Origin of the sequence: Bacillus sp. FSL R9-9492 (genome assembly GCF_038007365.1) — a bacterium.
Lineage (GTDB): Bacteria > Bacillota > Bacilli > Bacillales > Bacillaceae_G > Bacillus_A > Bacillus_A mycoides.
Genome location: NZ_JBBOXC010000001.1, coordinates 2642717 through 2663710, shown reverse-complemented (window position 1 = coordinate 2663710; position 20994 = coordinate 2642717). Strand labels below are relative to the sequence as shown.

General features: G+C 33.4%; 9 protein-coding genes. 2 read left to right on the top strand and 7 right to left on the bottom strand.

What is annotated here, in order from left to right; translation table 11 throughout:
* Positions 1 to 38: 38 nt before the first annotated feature.
* From MKY70_RS13470 to MKY70_RS13445, 6 genes are all read right to left on the bottom strand, one after another.
* On the bottom strand, positions 39 to 7049 hold the full coding sequence (locus MKY70_RS13470) for an amino acid adenylation domain-containing protein (protein WP_341074519.1): 7011 nt from the start codon (positions 7047 to 7049) through the stop codon (positions 39 to 41).
* 32 nt (positions 7050 to 7081) lie between these two features.
* Positions 7082 to 8059, bottom strand: a complete 978-nt coding sequence (locus MKY70_RS13465; RefSeq protein ID WP_140152403.1) for a SagB/ThcOx family dehydrogenase — start codon at positions 8057 to 8059, stop codon at positions 7082 to 7084.
* 871 nt (positions 8060 to 8930) lie between these two features.
* On the bottom strand, positions 8931 to 11501 hold the full coding sequence (pulA, locus tag MKY70_RS13460; protein WP_088033795.1) for a type I pullulanase: 2571 nt from the start codon (positions 11499 to 11501) through the stop codon (positions 8931 to 8933).
* Between the two features lie 517 nt (positions 11502 to 12018).
* Positions 12019 to 13722, bottom strand: coding sequence for a M4 family metallopeptidase (locus MKY70_RS13455; RefSeq protein WP_341024605.1), 1704 nt, complete (start codon positions 13720 to 13722; stop codon positions 12019 to 12021).
* A gap of 665 nt (positions 13723 to 14387) precedes the next feature.
* On the bottom strand, positions 14388 to 16334 hold the full coding sequence (locus MKY70_RS13450) for a bifunctional metallophosphatase/5'-nucleotidase (RefSeq protein WP_341024603.1): 1947 nt from the start codon (positions 16332 to 16334) through the stop codon (positions 14388 to 14390).
* A gap of 556 nt (positions 16335 to 16890) precedes the next feature.
* Entirely contained in the window at positions 16891 to 17406 is a 516-nt protein-coding gene (locus MKY70_RS13445) for a DinB family protein (RefSeq protein ID WP_341024602.1), read from the bottom strand.
* Positions 17407 to 17941: 535 nt separating this feature from the next.
* Here MKY70_RS13445 and secY point away from each other — a divergent pair.
* Together secY and MKY70_RS13435 are read left to right on the top strand one after the other, a co-directional pair.
* Positions 17942 to 19246, top strand: coding sequence for a preprotein translocase subunit SecY (secY, locus tag MKY70_RS13440; protein WP_002141891.1), 1305 nt, complete (start codon positions 17942 to 17944; stop codon positions 19244 to 19246).
* An 81-nt stretch (positions 19247 to 19327) separates the two neighbouring features.
* Complete coding sequence (locus MKY70_RS13435) at positions 19328 to 19771, top strand: carboxymuconolactone decarboxylase family protein (protein WP_002189701.1); 444 nt, start codon at positions 19328 to 19330, stop codon at positions 19769 to 19771.
* Between the two features lie 215 nt (positions 19772 to 19986).
* Here the strand turns inward: MKY70_RS13435 and MKY70_RS13430 are convergent, their stop codons facing one another.
* Positions 19987 to 20904, bottom strand: a complete 918-nt coding sequence (locus MKY70_RS13430) for a DMT family transporter (protein WP_044442047.1) — start codon at positions 20902 to 20904, stop codon at positions 19987 to 19989.
* Positions 20905 to 20994: the final 90 nt, after the last annotated feature.

Here is a 20994-nt window from a genome sequence, read left to right as displayed (position 1 = left end):
TATTTAAAAAGGCGAGTTCTTGCTCGCCTTTTCATTTTTTATAATTTGTAATCACCGATTGCCTGTATTGGATTTTGAAGAATCATGTTGATTAACTGATGGATGTGATTCAATATTTCCTGTATTTTCTCCGCTTCATATACGGTTTGATCATATCCAAACTTTATTGTAAGTTTCTCTTCAGGGAAGCACATAATTCCATACTTTACATGAGGCTCATCAACAACTTCGTAATCTGTGATGGCAAAATTTCTGTTTTCATTTGAAGAAAAGATAGCTGAGTTAGTCGGATAGTTTTCAAAAACCCAAAGATGGTCAGTCAACTCAGTTTTTAATTCACTTTGTTTTTGTATATCAACAAATGAATAGTATGCATACTCATTACATTTCAATGTTTCTAGTTGTACTTTTTGCAGGAAGTCCACAAAAGATTGCGTTTCTGTCCATGCTAGTCGGATAGGCAAAACATTTGTGAACAGACCGAACATATTTTCAATCCCTTCTACTTCGGGAGGTCTGACTGATACTAGATTAGGTAATACTACTTCTCTCATTCCGTTGTATTTGCCAAGCAATATTCCCCATACAGCTAGTAATGCCGAATTCATAGTTATATTGTTTTTAGTTACAAATGTCTGTAACTGATTAGTCAAATCCTTATCTAATGTTAAATCCATAAATGTGAAATTTAACCCTTCACTTTGAGTTGGTACTTTCTTTTTAGGAATACTAATTTTCCGATTGTATCCTGATAAATAATCCCGCCAAAAATGACGTGCTTTCTCATGATCTCGTGCTACAGTCCAATCTATGAATGTCTCAAAAGGTTTCACCATAGGTAACTCTGCCGTAGTTCCCGCATTTATTGTTTCATAGAGCTGGAATAATTCGTCTATCAAAATGCTGACGCTCCAACCATCACATAATAGATGATGGGAACTCCAAACCACCTTATGCTCGTTATTTTCTAGTTGGAATATACAGAGACGGGTCATGAGTTCATCATTTTTGAATCCTTGACTTAAATTTTCATTCATCCACTGGTCTAGGAATTCTTGCTGTTCTTGTTTCGTCATCTCAATCAAGTTTTTTATCTCTGAAATCATTTGAACATCATGTAGAACAGCTTGCCAAGGTTGTGCTTGTTCATCTTGCACAATTATCGTTCTTAAAGAATCATGACGATCAACTAATTGTTGGAAACACTGAATAAAGAGATTAATATCCAGCTCCCCCTCAAGTGCCCAAATTGTTTGTTCGAAATATGCATTTGTATCAGGTTCAGTCGCAGCATGTTCATAAATAACTTCCTGGAAAGGTGCCAATGGGTAAATACGTTCTATTTTTATTTCTGGCATTTTTTCTTGTATTTTGATAAGTGTATGTTGATTAAGTTGTTTATCTTTAACATTTAGTAATGTAACTTTATTATCGTTCATTTTGTTTACATCACTTGTTTGCGAATTTGGAAGATGATCAAGCTTTTTAACAAATTGAACCATGTCTCCTAATATAGGAAATGAAAATAAATTTTTTGGCTCCAGCTCAAATCCTTGTCTATACAGTCTGACGGAAACTTGAATCGCTTTTATCGAATCTCCACCTAAGGCAAAGAAATGATCATTTACTCCAATCCGATTTACTTTGAGTACTTCTTGCCAAACACTAGTTAATATTTTTTCCATTTCCGTTTTTGGAGCAATAAATACTTCATTTGTTTGTTTCTCCGGAGTAGGGAGCGCTTTTCTATCTAATTTCCCGTTTGGAGTCAAGGGCAATTGTTCCAAATAAACAAAATAAGAAGGAATCATGTAATCTGGCAAGTGATCTCGCAAATGCTTTCGAAGTTCTGTTGTGCTAATATTTTTCTCAGTTACTACATATGCGACTAAAAATTTTATACCATACTCATCTGTCTGATCAATCACTACTGCATGTTCGACTTGTTTGTAAGTGAGAAGACAATGGACGATTTCTTCTAACTCTACTCGATACCCTTGAATTTTGACTTGATAATCTTGGCGGCCTAAAAATTCAATATATCCCTCAGGATGCATTTTTCCACAGTCTCCTGTCTTGTAAATAAGACCAAAATCAGGATGTGATACAAATGCTTCATTTGTTTTCTGTTCATCATTTAAATATCCTTTAGCAAGGCCCACTCCCCCGATATATAAATCTCCAATTACACCAACAGGGCACATTTTCTTTTCATAGTTCAACACATAATACGTTTGGTTTGCCAAAGGTATCCCGTATGGAATACTCTTCCAATGCGATTCCACCTGTTTGACCGGATAATAAATTGACCAAATCGATGCTTCTGTTGCTCCTCCGAGTGAAACTACTTCCGCAATCGGAAAATGTCGTTTTATTTTTTCTGGTAAAGAAAGTGGAATCCAATCTCCACTATGTAAAACTAAACGCAAGGAAGAATGTTCAAAATGAGAACCTACTTGATCTAATGCCAAATCCATAATTGCAGGTACTGTATTCCAAATTGTAATTCCTCTACGTTCGACAGTACGGATTAATTCTTGCATGTCCCTTGGGTCACGAATCATTACCAACATTGCACCTGTGCTTAACGTTCCGAAAATATCGTATACAGATAAGTCAAAACACATAGAAGAAATACCAATAATACGATCATCTTCATTTACCTGATATTTTTGATTAATATCTTGAATGGTATTTGCAACCGCTTGGTGAGTAATAATTACTCCTTTCGGTTTCCCTGTACTTCCTGAAGTGTAGATAATATAGGCAAGATCTTCCGGACCAGCAATAGCAGGCATATCTTCTGTTGTGTATAATGACAAGTGGTTTTTTGCATAAAGACTAGGTTCTAATAAAAGTTTGCATGAGCTATTTTCTAAAATATATGTTTGGCGATCTGAAGGATGGTCGGGATCAATCGGAACATAAGCGGCACCTGCTTTTAAAATACCTATCATATTAGCAATTGTGTCAACTCGTCTTTGTGCTAAAAGACCAACCTTGTCACCTAGACCAATTCCTTGTTCTTTTAAAAAGTGCGCAACTTGATTAGAGCGCTTATGAAGCTCCGAGTATGTTAAGTAGTCTTGTTCAAAAACTACTGCTACTTCATCCGGTGTACGTTTTACTTGGTCTGTAAATAATTGATATAAAGTAGTCGACGGTATTTTTTCTGTTGTCTCATTGTATTGCTCAATTAAAGCATGGTCTAACTCTTTCATCTGCAAAGATGTTACGTCACTTTGTTTCACTAATTGTTCCAATAAGTCAACAAATTGGTGAAACATCGCTTCTATCACATCAACATCAAACAATTCTTCAACATAGTTCCAGCTAATTAATAACTCTCCATTTTTTTCAATTACCACATTATCCAAATACACTTGTGGAGTCCGAGCATGAATATGGCGAAGTGAACCAAGTTGTTCCCAAGCAAAAGCCCCCGCACCTGCTAGCATCGAGGTGAAAACAATTGGCATAACTGCTTTTGGCGTCATTTGATGATATCGAGTAAAATCTCGAATGAAATTAACTCCATCGTAATGGCGATGTTCGAGACCATCTAATAAAGTAGATTGCGTTTCTTTTACTCTAGTAAAGAAAGATTGATCTGGATTCACATCAACATCCAACAAGATGAGTGAAGTGAAGTCTCCCACAATTTGCTCTACTTCTTCATGAACAGGATAACGGTTAAATACAGTCAAATTAATTGCCAATCGACGTTGATTACTCCAATATGCCAATACATCACCATATATTGTACAAAGCAGAGCCGAAGGAGTTACTTCTTTCTCTTGTGCTAACTTTCGTAGCTTTGTCCATATTTCATTGTCCAGGATCTTATTAAGTGATTGGAACTTAGGAGTAGCAATCTCTGCTGGATCCTTTTTTAACAGCAAAGAAGGCGCAAACGGAAAGTCAGGAAGCTTACTTGTCCAATAATCTTTTGCTGTTTTATATTCTGTACTTTGTTCCAGTTCATCATAGATAAACATGTAATCTTGAAAATCAAAAGATAGAGGTTCTAACCTTTGCTCTGGTTTATAATAATAATGAAACAAATCCTGTCCAACGATGTTCATGCTTGCTCCGTCCATTAATAAAGCATCGTATCGAAAACATAATAAATACGTGTCTTCTTTTAAAAGAAAGGCTTTTAATTCAAACAAAGGCCATTGCCCTAAAGGAAATACATGATTAGTCATTCGAGAACGTTCTTCTTGTAAGCGAGCATTTTGATTCCTATCATCTAAATCTATGAGACTTACTATTTCAATCTCGTAATCAGGAACGCTTTGTAATATTTGCTGTTCTCCCTCTGGTAAAATTACAGCTCGTAACATCGGATGATGTTGAATTACCTTTTGAAAACTTTTTGAAAGACGATTGATATTCAATTCTGTTTCATATTCAAAATAAGTTTGAGGTGAAATACCACTTAATTCAAACTGTGAATTCCGTCCTAACATGTACGCTGTCTGAACCTCTGTTAAGGGAAATGGCTTAGACAAATCTTTAACATGGGTTGGTCTATTTTCAAAGTTTTCCGTTTTATGCTCTAACTTTACACAAGTACTAAGTTGAGCAATCGTGGGATGCTTAAAAAAATCTGTTGTACTTATTTTTAAGCAGTCTTTTCTTAATAAATTAATTACCTGAAGTGCTTTAATCGATTCTCCTTTTAAAGCAAAAAAATTATCATGAATACCGATTCCCTCAATCTCCATAACTTTTTCCCATGCATGCACCAATTTTTGTTCAATTTCATTGCGCGGGGCAACGTATGGAATTGATACATAATCGGTTTGTGTTATATCTAATAACCTTTTCCTATCTACTTTCCCATTTGGATTCAACGGAATCTCTTCCACCTGAATCATTTTTTCAGGAATCATAAACTCAGGTAATTTATCACTTAAATATTTTCTGATTTCATCAAAAGAGACCTTATTATCCGATACATAGTACGCAGCTAATAATTTCCTATTTCCATATACTTGATCAACAACGATAGCTTGGTTTATTTCTGGATATTCCCTTAACTGGCTTTCGATTTCTCTTAATTCAATCCGATATCCCCGAATTTTTACTTGATGATCCATTCGACCTAGATATTCAAGTTCTCCATTAGGCAACCAACGAACGAGATCACCCGTATGATACATCATTTCTCCTGCCGTAAAAGGACTCGGTACAAACTTTTCATCTGTCAGTTTAGATTTCCCAAGATACCCTCGTGCTACCGCCACGCCACCAATGCAGAGTTCACCCGGAATTCCAAATGGTTTTAATTGACCATACTTATTCAATATATAGGAATGATAATTCGGGTTGGGACTTCCAATCGTAACTTCTTTGGCAGAGCTCAAATCTTTTACTGTTGCACAAATGGTTGTTTCTGTAGGACCATAAATATTTAAAATTGTCGCTTCACTGATGCATCGAATTTTTTCAACCAAATCAATGGAAAATGCTTCTCCTGCTAACAAAATAGATTTTAAATCGTTTAGAAAATTTGCCCCTTCTGGATCACTCAAAATCACTTCCATTCGCGATGGCGTTGATTCCCATAAATCCACCTTATGTTCTTTGACCAAATAAGCCAATTCTTTTGTTGCGAACTGATCCTCTGTAGCAATAACTACTTTCGAACCTTGTGTTAAAGGCAGACATATTTCTAACAAGGAGATATCAAAAGAAACACTAGCAAGAAACAAGAATGACTGATTATCTTTTACTTTTTCTCTCATTACACTTAAAAAATGGACAAGAGATTTCTGTTCTACCATTACCCCTTTTGGATTCCCTGTCGATCCTGATGTGTAAATAACATAAGCTAAATCATTAGGATAACTTTCTCGAACTAAATTACTTTCCTCACCTTGGAAGAGATATTCCTCATCAAGATACAGCACTTCACCCGCAAATTGCGGCAATTCTACTTCTGTTCGCTTGCTCAGTAAACATTTCGCTTGACTATCTTGTAACATATATTCAATTCGTTCATTTGGATAGTTAGGATCGATTGGTAAATACGCTGCTCCTGCTTTTAAAATCCCCACCATGCCAATGATCATTTCCAATGACCGATTTACCATAACCCCAATAATACTTTCTTTCGAAACACCCTTACTTTGAAGAATAGAAGCCAATTGATTTGCTTTTTTATTCAATTCTCTATATGTCAAAGATTGATCATTACAAACAACAGCAATTTGATCTGGGGTTTTTAACACTTGTTCCTCAAACAAATCTTGAAATGATTGAGACAATTCTATGTCCGCCTGACCTTGATTCAATTCTTCTAGCAACTCTTTCTCTTTTTCTGAAATGATACAAATATCTTTCACAGCCAAATTCGAATTTGTTGACACTTGCTTTAAAACATAAAGATATGAATTTGCAAACTGTTGCAAAGAAGAGAATGAATGAGACTTGAAAGAAATTTGAATTTCAGATTCATTATGTATTTCATTCCATTTTCTTTGTATCCAGATGGCTAAATTATTCTCTGCATATTCTTCTATCGAATTTTTATTATGTAATCCTTCCATCCCAATAACAATTTGAAAAGGAGTTAAATGGTGTTTCGCTAATAATTCAGAGAGTGGATAACTCTGATTGTCATACCCGAATAAAGTCGTTTGTTCAATCTGATTTACTACTTGTTTAAAGCTGTGATGCGGATGGATTTCACTTCCTAAAGGAATCAACTTATTAAGATTCTCGCTTTGTTCAATATTCTTTTCAATTACAGGAATACCAATAGTAATCCTTTCTTGATCTGTATAGTGTGCCAAACAAATCCTTAACGCGGCCTGTAACCAGCTAAATAATAATAAATCTTGAGACTTAATTACTTTTTGTATACTTTTACTAAACTCTACATTCATTATGACTTGAACGTGCTCGCAAGGATTTTCTTTATTTAGTTGGTAACCGCTATTAAATACAGAAAAATCGAGAACCTCGGAAAATAACTGCTCCTTCCAAAAAGCCTCTACCCCTTTATTTTCATGAATCGAACTTCGATCTTTAATGTGCATTTTTATCTTTATCCCCCTAATATTCATTTCATCTATTCGTTAATTTTCAAGCCAACTTCAAGCCCATGGAGAAATACTTGATGGTTATCCAAACATAAAAATTGCTGAATCTTTTCAAATTTCATATGACCAACTGAACAAACGCCTAAATTCAATGTCTCAGCCACCATATTTAAGGTAGCAGTGATAATACCAGACTCAATACAAGCAAATAAATATCCATCTGAACCGTATTTCGGGATGGAAGCGTTCGCATTATAAACCAAATAAACTGAAAAGGCAGACTGAGTAAATAAATCTTGGTTAATTGACTCATGATCACTTTTGATTACTTGATCAATATTATTTACAATAACAAGACAGTTTTTTGATGGGTTATAATAATAAAACCCAGCTTTCATACCTTCTATACGTTTTGGTTTTATATAAATAAAGATATCAATAGGGTAGAGTCCGCCTGCACTTGCGTAATGATAGTATATATTTTCTTTCCTAACCTGTTTTAGAGTTGATATGAATTGGGAAAATTCTAAAAAACTAATATGTTTTTTCATATCAAATTGGCGACAAGACCTACGTTCCTTGATTATAGTGGGTAACTCATTTGTTGTTTCAAGTTGAATTTCGGTTGACCGCACAGCATGGTGTGTTCGATTCAATTGTTGACTCATATACTTATCTAAATCTTCTTTAGAAAAGCGAATCTGGTTGCTATATGGATTCGGAAAAATCTTTTCTTGTGTGGAAAATACTTCTCTTGGGGGTAATATGTTACTTACTAACACACGATTTTTTATCATAAGCTCTATTGTTTTTTGTGTCTCTTCTACATTTCCTAACGAAAAGTGCTCTACTAGTTCACTAATTTTCACACCTTTTTGAGTCAAAAAATAAAACTCAGGAAACCATTCAGACAGAACGCCTGCAAATCTTGTTTCTCCTATCAAAATTTCATTATGCAACTTCTCCCAATGCTTAATAGGAGACCAGTAATAAATTTGCTCGCTCATATAACCCTCCATAAATGTTTTACTTATTTTCAAAATACAATTTTCTAATCTACAAAAATAATCTTTAGATTCTGCCCCTTGTCTCATAGTGATTATAAATACATGTACTTCAACGAAGCTTGAGAATAATAAAATAACTTTTTCTTCATTAAATTTTTTTATTTCATCATAAAAAATGATTTTTTATTAGACATTTCACATCCTTTCCCATAGTAATCCTATAAGGTATAAACCATTTAGAACATTGAGAATTTTCATGTATTTCCAATGTGAAATTATTGTAATGGATTGGAAAGCAGATGGAAATAGTTATTAAACAAAATAATATTGAGAAAGTTTTATTTGTTATAGCGATAAAATTTTCTAATGAGATTTATTACAAATAGATTAAGAAAAGAATTTGAAATTTTTCTTTAGAAGTTAGTGTAAAAATGCACATACTATTACATACAAGTGAGTTACTAACATATCGTATTTAAAATAGAGAAAAGACACCATTTAAGGTGTCTTTTCTCTATTTTAATTCCATATACTTTTGCATCTTTGCTATTTTTTAAACGATTTGTAGGAATTAATACAACTCGAACATCTAGCCCGTTAGATATTCGAATATATAATAAAAATTATATAAATTAAGAATGTGCTTCAGATAATTTTATAAATAAATACAAAGATATCTTCTCCTCCTACTGTTACAATAGCAATAATCTCTTGTCTATTTTCATTATTAAATTGTAATATAATTACAGTATGTGAAATTATATTACTTTAACTTTAAAAGCGAAGTGAAAACAACCTTCACTTCGCTTTTTTCATTTGCAATCCCTATTCAATTTGCTCAATTCAGTATATACTTTCACATTATTTGCTTTTATTTAATCGGTTTCTCTGTTTTTAAAACTAGTGAACTTAATGCAGGAACTTTAATTTTATTGTCATGGACAACGTAAAGTGTTTTACTTCCCGCCTGATTCTCGTTTACTAGCACTTTCCATGGACCTTTCGATGGAAGTGTTATGTCAACGGCTTCCCTATTTGCATTGTGAGCCACCATAAAGTATTCGCTTTTATTCCCACTTCCCTTTCCATCTATTGTATAAGCTACAACATTTTTGGGAACATCGATAAAAGCTACATACTTTTTAATTTGCTCTGCAGAAGTCATACGAAAAGCTGGGTATTTTTTGCGTAAATCTATTAAGCCCTTCATATACTCTACTTCATTATTAAATGCTGCACGGCGTAACCAATCCATCTGGTTAATAGAATCAGGAGATTTATAACTATTATGATCACCATATTTTGTGCGCATAAACTCTTGTCCTGCATGTAAGAATGGAATACCTTGTGATGTTAATAAAATAGAAGAAGATAATTTATGCATTTGTTTTCGCATTTCTTCACTGTCACCTGAATTAGTCAACTCAAGTTTATCCCATAAAGTATGATTGTCATGTGCTTCCACATAAGTTAGCACCTGCTCCGGATCTTGATAAGTAGACGAATTTGTATCATAGTCAATACCGGCTGTAATGCCTTTTTTAATACGGTCTTCCATGTTTTCCTTTCCATTTACAAAACCATTTTCTTTCTCCTCAAATACACTACCTTTCAATCCATCACGAATATTATCGTTAAAATGAGCAATCCCTTTCATTTTCTCCGCATTTTTTTGATTTGCTTTCAATTCAGCTGCAAGAGGTGTATTTAAATCCCAGCCTTCTCCATGCAGAATAATAGAAGGATCAATTTGATTAACAGCTTTACGTATCTCATTCATCGTTTCATAATCATGAATACCCATTAAATCAAAACGGAACCCATCTAAATTGTATTCTTTTGCCCAGTATGTGACGGAATCTACCATAAATTTTCTCATCATCTTTCGTTCTGAAGCGGTATCATTCCCTACTCCAGTTCCATTTGCTAATGTTCCGTCTTCATTATAACGATAATAGTAACCTGGAACTAACTTATGAAAATTTGATTCAGCGGCATTATACATATGGTTATATACTACGTCCATCACAACACGAAGATTATTATCATGCAATGTTTGAATCATTTGCTTTAATTCAGTTATTCGAACAGTTGGCTCAAAAGGATTTGTAGAATAGGAGCCCTCTGGGACGTTGAAATTTTTCGGGTCATATCCCCAGTTATATTGTGGTTCATTTAAATTCTCTTCATTTACTGAAGCATAATCAAATATCGGTAAAAACTGAACGTGAGTAACACCAAGATCTTTCATATGATCAAGTCCTGTTTTTACACCTTCAGGCCCTTTTGTTCCTTTTTCTGTTACACCTAAATATTTTCCTTTTTGCTTAATACCACTTTCAGGTTGAATGGAAAGATCGCGTACATGCAATTCATAAATAATAGCATCTTCCGGATTTTTAAATTTTGGCTTTTTATTTGCTTTCCATTTTTTCGGATTTGTTTCTTCTAAATCAACAACTGCACCTTTATCTCCATTTACAGAAGCAGCACGCACATACGGATCAACCGCTTCAGTCCACTTATCCCCAATTTTCACCTTATACGTATAAAAGAGACCTTTTTGGTTCCCTTTAAGTTCTGCTTTCCAAGTTCCCTTTTCACCTTGTTGCATGTTTATTTCAGTACCTATTTTATCGCTCCATTTTTTATATGTAACTAACTTCGCTTCACTCGCAGTAGGAGCCCATAAACGGAACTTTGTATGTTGCGGAGTATATATATTCCCTAAATCATTACCACCATAATAAAATAAATTATCAAATTCCTCGCTACGAATGACTTTACCGATTTCAGTATTCGCATCAGCTAAGTTTGCTATTTTAACTTTGTATGTTTGTTTTAAATCAATTTTCTGTTCCGTAATTATTTTAACCTTATTAGTAATATCTCCACTATTTTTATCATAAGGACTAATTCCCTTAATTTTAACGCCTTCAATTTCAATTTTCTGTTCCTTAATATTAAACGGAATATTAGTATTTATAGTGATTTCATTAAAACTATCAATAGTAGCTTTTTGAATAGAGAGATCAGAAGAAGGCTTAGAATCATATACTTTTTCATCACCCGAAAGGATCCATACTTCAGCACGACCATCCCTTATATTTTCAACCCAGTGATCACCTCCATCTTTTTCCCATTCATTGGTACGAACTATAAACCCTACACGATTATAGTCACCATCTATTTTTATCTTAGCGTATTTTCCAAATTCATCTTCACCAGTAAATTCATAAGATTTACCGTTTGCATTTTCTCCCCATACCCAAAGATTCCAGTCTTTTGTATTTCCAGATTTCTCTTTGTAATGAATGATAACTTCAGTTGTTTTCGAATTTGAAACTGCCTTCACACTCTGAAAAGAGAAAACAGATGATAACATAACGATTATGGTAAGTAATAAAAACGATTTGTTAATTAATTTTTTTGTAATTTGCACCCCATACACCCTTTCTTTAAATATTACGAACAATTTATTATGCTCATACTACGAAACACGGTTTAAATTAATCTAGAAATCTCTTTTACTTCACCCCCATATTGACTATTTTCACGTATGTATTTCAATGATCTTTTAATACGAAAATCAAATATAAGATGGAAACAACCCTTACGAAAACGTTTGCATTAAAACTCAAAAAAATAGATTTGTTTATTCCTTCTTATATTTGTAAATACTAAAAGATCAGGGAAATCATTTTAAAGCAATCGTTTGTTATCGCTTTCATTTTATAGCACTTACTATTAAAAGGTCAATATATTATTAATTTTCTGTTTTTATATCCTTGAAATCTTATATATTTGTCGTAACTTATTGAAGATAGATGCCTGATTATTGCTTAGTAATTTTATTTTCACTAATACATTGCTACGTAAAAAATCAGCTAATATCCTTAAAATGACATTAGCTGATTTTCATAATGTATTAATATATGAATGAAAACTATATTTCTAACTTACTTAATTTTTGCTGCATCAAATGCCTTTTGCACTGCTTGAACTTCAGCTGTATTCGCCCCATATTTATTAGTTGCCACTCGAATACATGCTGATTTCAATTCTTTGAAATTAGATGTCATGTTTAACTCATCTGTATTTGCATAATAGAAAATATCAAACATTTTATCTTCACCAATTCCTTTAACAGTTACTCCGTTATGAGTTCCACCTTTTGCAATGAGATACGCAACTTTATTAATAATGCTTGAATTAAAATGAACGCCGCCTTGATCCCATCCATTAAAATCGTTAAATTCACTGTAATCATCTGGATAAGGTACTCCAAGTGAAGATGGAACAGAAGCTGGGTTTTCCATATCACGGAAAACAGATCCAGTTTGTTCGCCCATTGTCCAGTTAAAGCTTCCATTATTTACGTATTTCTCAATAGATGTTCCCATAATATCAGATAGCGCCTCATTAATCGCACCAGATTCACCGTAATATTCAAGATTAGATTCGCTAGAAGTAACAGCATGTGTAAATTCATGTCCAGCAACGTCATATGCTTTAACGATAGGATCGCCATATACAAGCATACTTCCATTATTAGCACTTAATGCATTTTGCCAATTTTTCGGATCGTTCGTATCTTCAGAATCCCAAGCATGTACAACTGAAACTACCTTTTGTCCCTTATTATCAAAACTATTACGCTTATATTTATCTTTATAAAAATCAAATACCTTTGTTGCTAAGTAATGAGCACTTACTGCTTTTGGATCGTTAAATGTTGTTGAAGTGCTGGTTGCTAATGTACCAGGATAATAGCTTTCTTCTTTAGTAATATCTCTGTAATTCACATCATATGTTTCAATTCCTTGCCCTCTTGTATAATCAGCAAGTGCATATTTGCCACTACTTTGTTTAGAAATACCAAATGAACGAGATATACCTAAATCATCTTTTCCTGTTCCAGTTAATGATGTAAGACTACTTTTTTTACTTTCCTTTAAAGCTCCAACTAGTTTTTCACTTGCTTTTAAGTTAGATTCTTGTACCATATTTTTTAACATATCACCATTTTGTGCATTTACTAAATAAGTTCCGGAAACATAGTTTGGTGTTGCCGCTTCAAATGTAACTTGGTATGCATTGCTAGCTTGTCCATTATTTTCATCAACAAAAATAACTTCCTTAACTTCTGGCTCAGAAATAAACTTGATATCGTTCCCGTATTTCGTATAAATATATTGTTTCGCTTCATCTTTTGATAGATTAATAGGCTTTTTCAATTCTTCTTGTTTTAAATTTTGCGCGCTATCGCCTGAAACACTTTTAATAACACCCTTATTATCTACGTGTGCAGTTAATTGATGGCCATATACTTCTTTTCCTTCGTATGTTTGCTGCATACGCACAAGTGTTGTTCCATCATACGAACCACGTTTTTGAAGAACTTTATAATCTACTCCTGTTTCTCCATTGACTTGCTTTGAAGAAAGAGCTTGTTCAGCTTTCTCCTTAAGAGCATCTTTTACTACATTCTCTGGTGTTTTTTGTGACGGTTGTGTAAGTTCACCTGAACGGAATGAGTCCTCCTGAATTTGAACTTGAAGTTGATCTGTTTCCTCTGCATGACCTATTCCGTATGGTGCCACAGCTGTTAAAGCTAATCCTGTTGTTAATGCTACTTTAGTTAATGTCTTTGTGTTTTTCATTTTTTCACCTCGTATAATTTTTGAAATAGAAAGCTTGTACAAAGTATACTGTCTATTTATGTCGAAAAAAAGAGAAAATACAAAGTTTATGTAATATTATGCAAAATTACATAAATGTGGTCGATAAAATAAAAAATGAGCCCTTTTAAGTGCTCATCCAATTGGTTAGTCGTTAATTATCTATATTCATTCTAATCAAAGTACACTTATATCTTATTAACAACATAAAAAACCACTCTTTACTATTTTAAGAATAGTAGATAAATACTTTAGTGAGGCAACGCATATACAAGTTAGATTTTTCAATATAATTTTGTTATTTATGTCTATAGCTGCATGGATTGGAACGTTTTGAGACTACTGAAGTCTTATATGAGTTTCAGGCTTTTTATCTTGTCAAAAATATCTTTTAAAGATAAATTTTTCTCCCCATTTAAATATAGAAAAGGACGTATCTATTGCATGTTATTAACTTAAGGTATGTTCTTTTAAAGCATATTATAAATATGCATAGTGAGAAATGAAAAACCCCCTGAATTTTTAAAGCGATCCAGGGGATTTTTTACCGATGATTCTCTATATTTCCATACCGATCACAAACTTTTTTAGGATAATGGTATGTCCAAGTTGAATAGTTTTTTGCACGAGAGCCATCTTTTTTATATTTATTTAATTATCCTACTAAGTTTTTTGTAAAATTCACCTTTTCTTTTTACATGATTAAACTGATTTGGATTAATATTAGCTTTTTGTGAGAGTGCTACAATCTCTTCTTTTGTAATTGAATCTTTAGTATTTATAGATGCTATATTTGTATATTTTCCATCTTCTGTTTTTGGGATTTCTAAAATCCCTTTATTTACAAGATCAACTACAGCCTTATGCTCTGAAGAATGTGTATCTACACCAGTAATTTTCCAATTATGCATAACTTTTGGCGTGTATACACCGTTCTTTACCTCTTTTAAATATGTAATAGCAAGGTTACGAATGGTTCCACCTGTTTCTCCGAATGCATTCTCTTGTTTAGATGACCAAGTTTGTTCAAATTTACGTCCCTCTAAAGCTCCCCCTTTTGCCTGAAGAGCCTCCATTCTATACGCATTCATTCCTAGCGTCATAACATCGCTCATTTTAATTGGTTTATTTGTACGAATAGAGCGTAAATTTGTAATTCTACTACCATATGGTTTTGTTAAGTCAATTTCGTATTTTACGCCTCCAAAGAAATCGTTCGTACTGTATTTAGACGCACGACGGTTTTTATCAAAGCTAACTGTTACATCTCCGGCACGAGATGAGTTAAAATATCCTGCTGCCCATTCCATATAGTCTTTTAAATCTTTTCCAGTTATCTTATATACTGTAATTTCTCCCAAAGCATATTGATAATTATAAGCAATATCTTTCTTCTTTATAGGACCTATATCCAAACGGGCATAATCATTATCAATTTGATGGGCTACTACATCCGCCTTACTGTAATGGAGCATGACTTCATGAAAGAAATCTGATAAAGGTGTCTCTTGAATCTGCACACTTGGAATACCCTTTATTTCATTTTGAGGAACAAGGTTTCTACCCTTTAATCGGGCGACTACAACATTTGCATCTCCTCTCGCATACTCATGAAAAGGTGTTAGTGTTTCTTCAAGTGTAGAATCAGATAATACTGTAGTTCCATCAGCATTTTTTACAGGTATAGCGGTAGCTGTTTTATCTTTTAAAACAAGCTTCCCATCTTGCTTTGTAAAAGTAAGGTCAATACGTGAAATATGCGTTCCGTATTTATCTGGTTCTGTAATAATTACGCCATTTACAACTTCTTTTTTTACAAGTTTATGCATATGAGCCGCAAAAATAGCGCTTAGTTCCGGACAAGCATTCGCAATATCTTGAACACCAGTACCTGGGATTCCATTCTCATTTTCTAGTCCCATATGCATAACCCCTACCATTACATCTACTTTATCTTCTAATTCTTTAATAGCCTTTTTTGTCTCTTCTACTGGATTTTTCACTACTAAACCATCCAAATGATCTGTCCCTTTTTCAAAATCACTAATCATTGGTGTATTCATACCAATAATCCCGACTTTAATTCCACCTTTTTCAACAATCGTATATGCAGGAAGAAAACGCTCTCCATTTTCCTTATAAATATTTCCTGCTAACGTCTTTCCCTTGTATTGCTCACTAACTTTTTTCAATGTATCTAATCCAAAGTTGAATTCATGATTTCCAAATGCCCAGGCGTCATATCCCATTGTATTCATTGCTACCATCATTGGCGATTGTGGCTTATCGTTGAATAATTCTACTGAGTTTCCTTGAATTGTATCCCCGGCATCTACTAATATGGTATTTGGATTTTCTTGACGTACCTTCTTTATAACCGTATAAAGCTGCGTCAAACTTCCACTCATATTTGCTCCATCAAGCGCATAATCCCAAGGCATAAATCTACCATGAATATCTGCAGTACCTAACAATGTAATATTAACATTAGATTCCTCAGCCTTAGAAATAGCTGGTTTGACTGTTACTGCTGTTACAAGAAGCATAAGAATAATAAAATTGCATACATAGTTCTTCCATTTCATTTTTTGCATAATAACAATATTTCTCCCCTTTTTGTACTGTCATAAAGTTGCTTGAACTTTAAAAATGTAACTTATTATTCAGAGAAATTCAACTACAAAAGATAATTTTGGAGGTGGTTTTGCTGTGAAAATATAGAGAATAAAATGCATATATCCCCTAACAGAATAGTATTTTATCGTTTTCTAATAAAATACTTTTTCCTCCAACGTGTGAAGAGCGCTAAACCCACGGTAGATGTATACGTACTTTCAAAATTTTGGACATACAACTCATTTTCGGATTTTATTTCTAATTTTTTCCTTCTATATGAAAATACTGAGATCACTTCCAAAAATAATAACCCCGCTCTTCATTTAAGACGGGGTTACACTTATACAGCAAATCGGATTCAGATTTTTTTCAAATGTTCGTTTCCTCTTCAGGAGTAAAATCTGCTAGTTTCGTATTTTTTTCTGCTTATTGGTTGCTTTCAACTAAATTCATCATAATTTTAATCAGGACTTGTATTTTATCACTCGAATCCTTGATGCTATCCCAAATCGCTCAATAAATAGATAATGATTTTTACTTTTCAACTCCACAAAGCAATTTTATCTCTTTGATTTGTTCTATATGACGCTGTTCATGCAAATAGATCAGTTCTATCCACTGATCAAGGAGTAATTCTCCAAGAGCTGGATGCATCACTGATTTTTTCGCTAATATAGATTCATCTTCTATTGTACTCAGGAAACGCATCAATTCTTTTCTAGAGTTGTTTAACAAATCAACCATTTGCTGCACTTCAAATACTTCTATACTTGGTTCAATCATTTCTGGGGCTATAAATTTTATCGATCTATCTAATACAATAGCGTGAATTTCTTTACGCTCATTTTGGATACTATCCATCTTTTTTAATCCTGCCGAAATAACTGTTATAACTCTCTCATCTAATAAAACTAAGTGATGACAAACTTGTGCTATACTCCATTTATCCTTATCTGGTTTTCTATTAAATTGAGCATCACTTAACAAAGTAATTTCCTCAAATAATTGATTTCTCGTTTCATAAAACTTGTCATTTACAAATGTATTCATGTGAATTCTCCTTTCGCTAGAACCTACATACTTAAATTCCTACGCTAGAAATATTCTCTATGGAAAAAAGATTTTCCTTCACTATTATTCCAATCCAATCTTTTCTTTCTTTAGTAGGTTCTCTAATTCATGCTGAAATGTATGAGTTCTCTCAACATCCTTGAAGATTTCCTTGAGGTTATTATGCGCTACAGCTACATCATAATACTTTCCACGGAATCCTTTCAATATAACTACATAAAACGTTCCTAATTATCAATCTAGCATTAAATATATGTAAAAAATCACTCTATTCATTCATTTTTAATGCTTATGTATGTACATTTGTTAATTTATTAGTTATATTATGGGTATTGAATGATTACGAAAAGTTAATAAATCGCTTGTAAACACCTTATATTTTTATATCCGTGAAAACTACAAAATGTATAAAATTCCATTTGTCAAATGAATTTAATGCGGAAGGAGGTTTGTGGTTACTTCATCGGGATATAATAATCAGTTTTGAACTGATAAAAATATAGGAGGCGACATAATGTTTCGTACGATTTCAAATTTCATGAGAGTAGCTGAGATAAGAAACAAAATTCTTTTTACACTAGCGATGCTAATTGTTTTTCGAATTGGCACGTTTATTCCAGTTCCTCATACTAACGCAGAGGTATTAAAAGTACAAGATCAAGCCAACGTTTTAGGTATGCTAAACGTATTTGGCGGAGGAGCACTGCAACACTTCTCAATCTTTGCTGTAGGTATCACACCATATATTACAGCTTCTATCATTGTACAATTACTACAAATGGACGTTGTACCTAAATTTACAGAATGGGCAAAGCAAGGAGAAATGGGCCGTAAGAAATCAGCTCAATTTACTCGATACTTTACAATCATTCTCGCATTCATACAATCCATTGGGATGTCTTATGGTTTTAATAATATAGCAGGTGGACAATTAATTACAGATCAAAGCTGGACTACATACTTATTTATTGCGACAGTTTTAACTGCTGGTACTGCATTTTTACTTTGGTTAGGTGAACAAATTACCGCTAATGGCGTTGGTAATGGAATCTCAATGATTATCTTCGCAGGACTTGTTGCGGCGATTCCAAATGTCGCTAATCAAATTTATTTGCAACAATTCCAAAACGCAGGCGATCAGTTATTTATGCACATAATAAAAATGGTTTTAATTGGACTCGTAATTTTAGCGATAGTTGTTGGTGTTATTTACATTCAACAAGCTGTTCGAAAAATACCGATTCAATATGCAAAAGCTGTTTCAGGAAACAATCAATATCAAGGAGCAAAAAATACTCATTTACCTCTTAAAGTAAATAGTGCAGGTGTAATTCCTGTTATCTTTGCTTCAGCCTTTTTAATGACGCCGCGTACAATTGCGCAGCTCTTCCCTGACTCGAGCGTATCTAAATGGCTAATTGCGAATCTTGATTTTGCACATCCGTTTGGAATGGCGCTTTATGTTGGTCTTATCGTTGCTTTCACATACTTCTATGCATTTATTCAAGTAAACCCTGAACAAATGGCTGAGAATTTGAAAAAGCAAAACGGATATGTCCCGGGTATTCGCCCAGGTAAATCTACAGAACAGTATGTAACAAAAATTTTATACCGTTTAACATTTATCGGTGCGATTTTCTTAGGAGCAATTTCAATATTACCGCTCGTATTCACGAAAATCGCAACATTACCACCTTCTGCCCAAATCGGTGGCACAAGCTTACTTATCATCGTAGGTGTAGCATTAGAAACGATGAAGACGCTCGAAAGTCAGCTTGTGAAACGTCATTATAAAGGATTTATTAAAAAAGTAAATTAATTATGAAAACACACTAGAAGTCCCTATCGCGACCTAGTGTGTTTTTATTATAAAAACTTATAATAACGGAGGTTTTGTCTTATGAGTCAAAGAATGTCTTATTATGACATTTCGCCTGATGGTATGAAAATTATGATGGATATGGAGAAATACACGAAGAAATCTTCAATTAATCGAGCTGTTAGAGAGCTTATAAAAATTAGAGTCTCTCAAATTAACGGCTGTGCTTATTGTATCGATATGCATACTTCTGACGCCCGAAAATTGGGTGAAACCGAGCAAAGAATTTATTGCTTAAATGCTTGGGATGATTGTGATTTTTATACTCCTGAAGAAAAAGTTGCTCTGGAACTATCGGAGCATATTACTCTCATTCCTACTAAAAGAGTTCCTGAAAATCTATATAACCGAGTACGTGAACACTTTGACGAAAAACAATATGTTGACCTTGTGTTAATCATTAATCAAATAAACAATTGGAATCGAATTTCTATCGCAATGGGCAATACCGTAATAAAAAAATAACACTTATCCACCAAACAATATGCGACTGATTTAGTTAAGTGTAAAATAAAATACACCCTATATAAAAACACAGTTGGTTATTTCTCCAACTGTGTTTTTGATTCTACTATCCCTAATCTATATTCTAATGTGTTAATCACTTTCTCTAAATTAACTATTTTTCCTTCTAAAGTTTGAATACGTTTTTCGCTGTTTTCTACATCATTAAACTTTAACTACATCTCTTTTTTTAACAACCTTCCTTGCTTAAAATAAACTCCAAGTGTAGAACGATTCGCTAAAAATACACCAATCAAGATTAAACAAGCTCCAATTCCCATTGCAGGATTTAATGGTTCTCCTAATACAAAATAACCTACAATAACAGCGATTAATGGGGATACATACAACCATGTTGATGGAAATATTGGATTTGTTTTTGATAAGAGCCAATAATATAAACCGTGCCCACCGATTGATCCTACAAATATGAGATATAAAATTGGCCATTGTACATTCCAAGATGTTAATACAGCTAAATTCGGCTGTTCCATTACAACAGATACAATTAATAGCAAAACTCCTCCATAAAACATTTGAATGCCGTTAATGAGAAATGGTGATACGTTAGGTAAATCTGAAAGTATCTCTTTAGAACGAATAGAACCTATTCCATAAAACAACTCTCCTACTAATATAACAAGGCATGCAATACTCCATATGAAAGTAAGTTCTTGATGCATGCCAGGTAAAGATATAAACAAAACTCCTGTAAGTGCTATAACTAAAGCAACAAGTTGTTCTTTTTGCAATTTTGTTTTATTTCTCTTTGATTGTAATAGCAAAATCATCATTGGGGCTGTTGCAGATAGAACTGCAGCTAATCCAGAAGAAATATATTGTTCAGCCCAGTAAAGGGTCGCGAATGTCATAAATGTTAAACAAAAACCAGCATATATAATACGTTTCGATAATAAGTAGGGCATAATATCCTTTCGCTTTAATTTAAAAATAATAATGAGAATAAGGCCCGCCAAAAAGAAACGAATTCCAGCTGAAAATAATGGTGGTGCGCCAGCTTCTATTCCAATTTTTATCGTTAAAAATGTCGTTCCAAAAATAATACATACTAAAATATAATTTAAAATGACCATTTTCCTTCCTCCTTTTTACTCTTGAAATGAGTATAGAGGATATGCTGTATAACAGTGTATCCACGCATATAACAGTTGAATAAAAATATA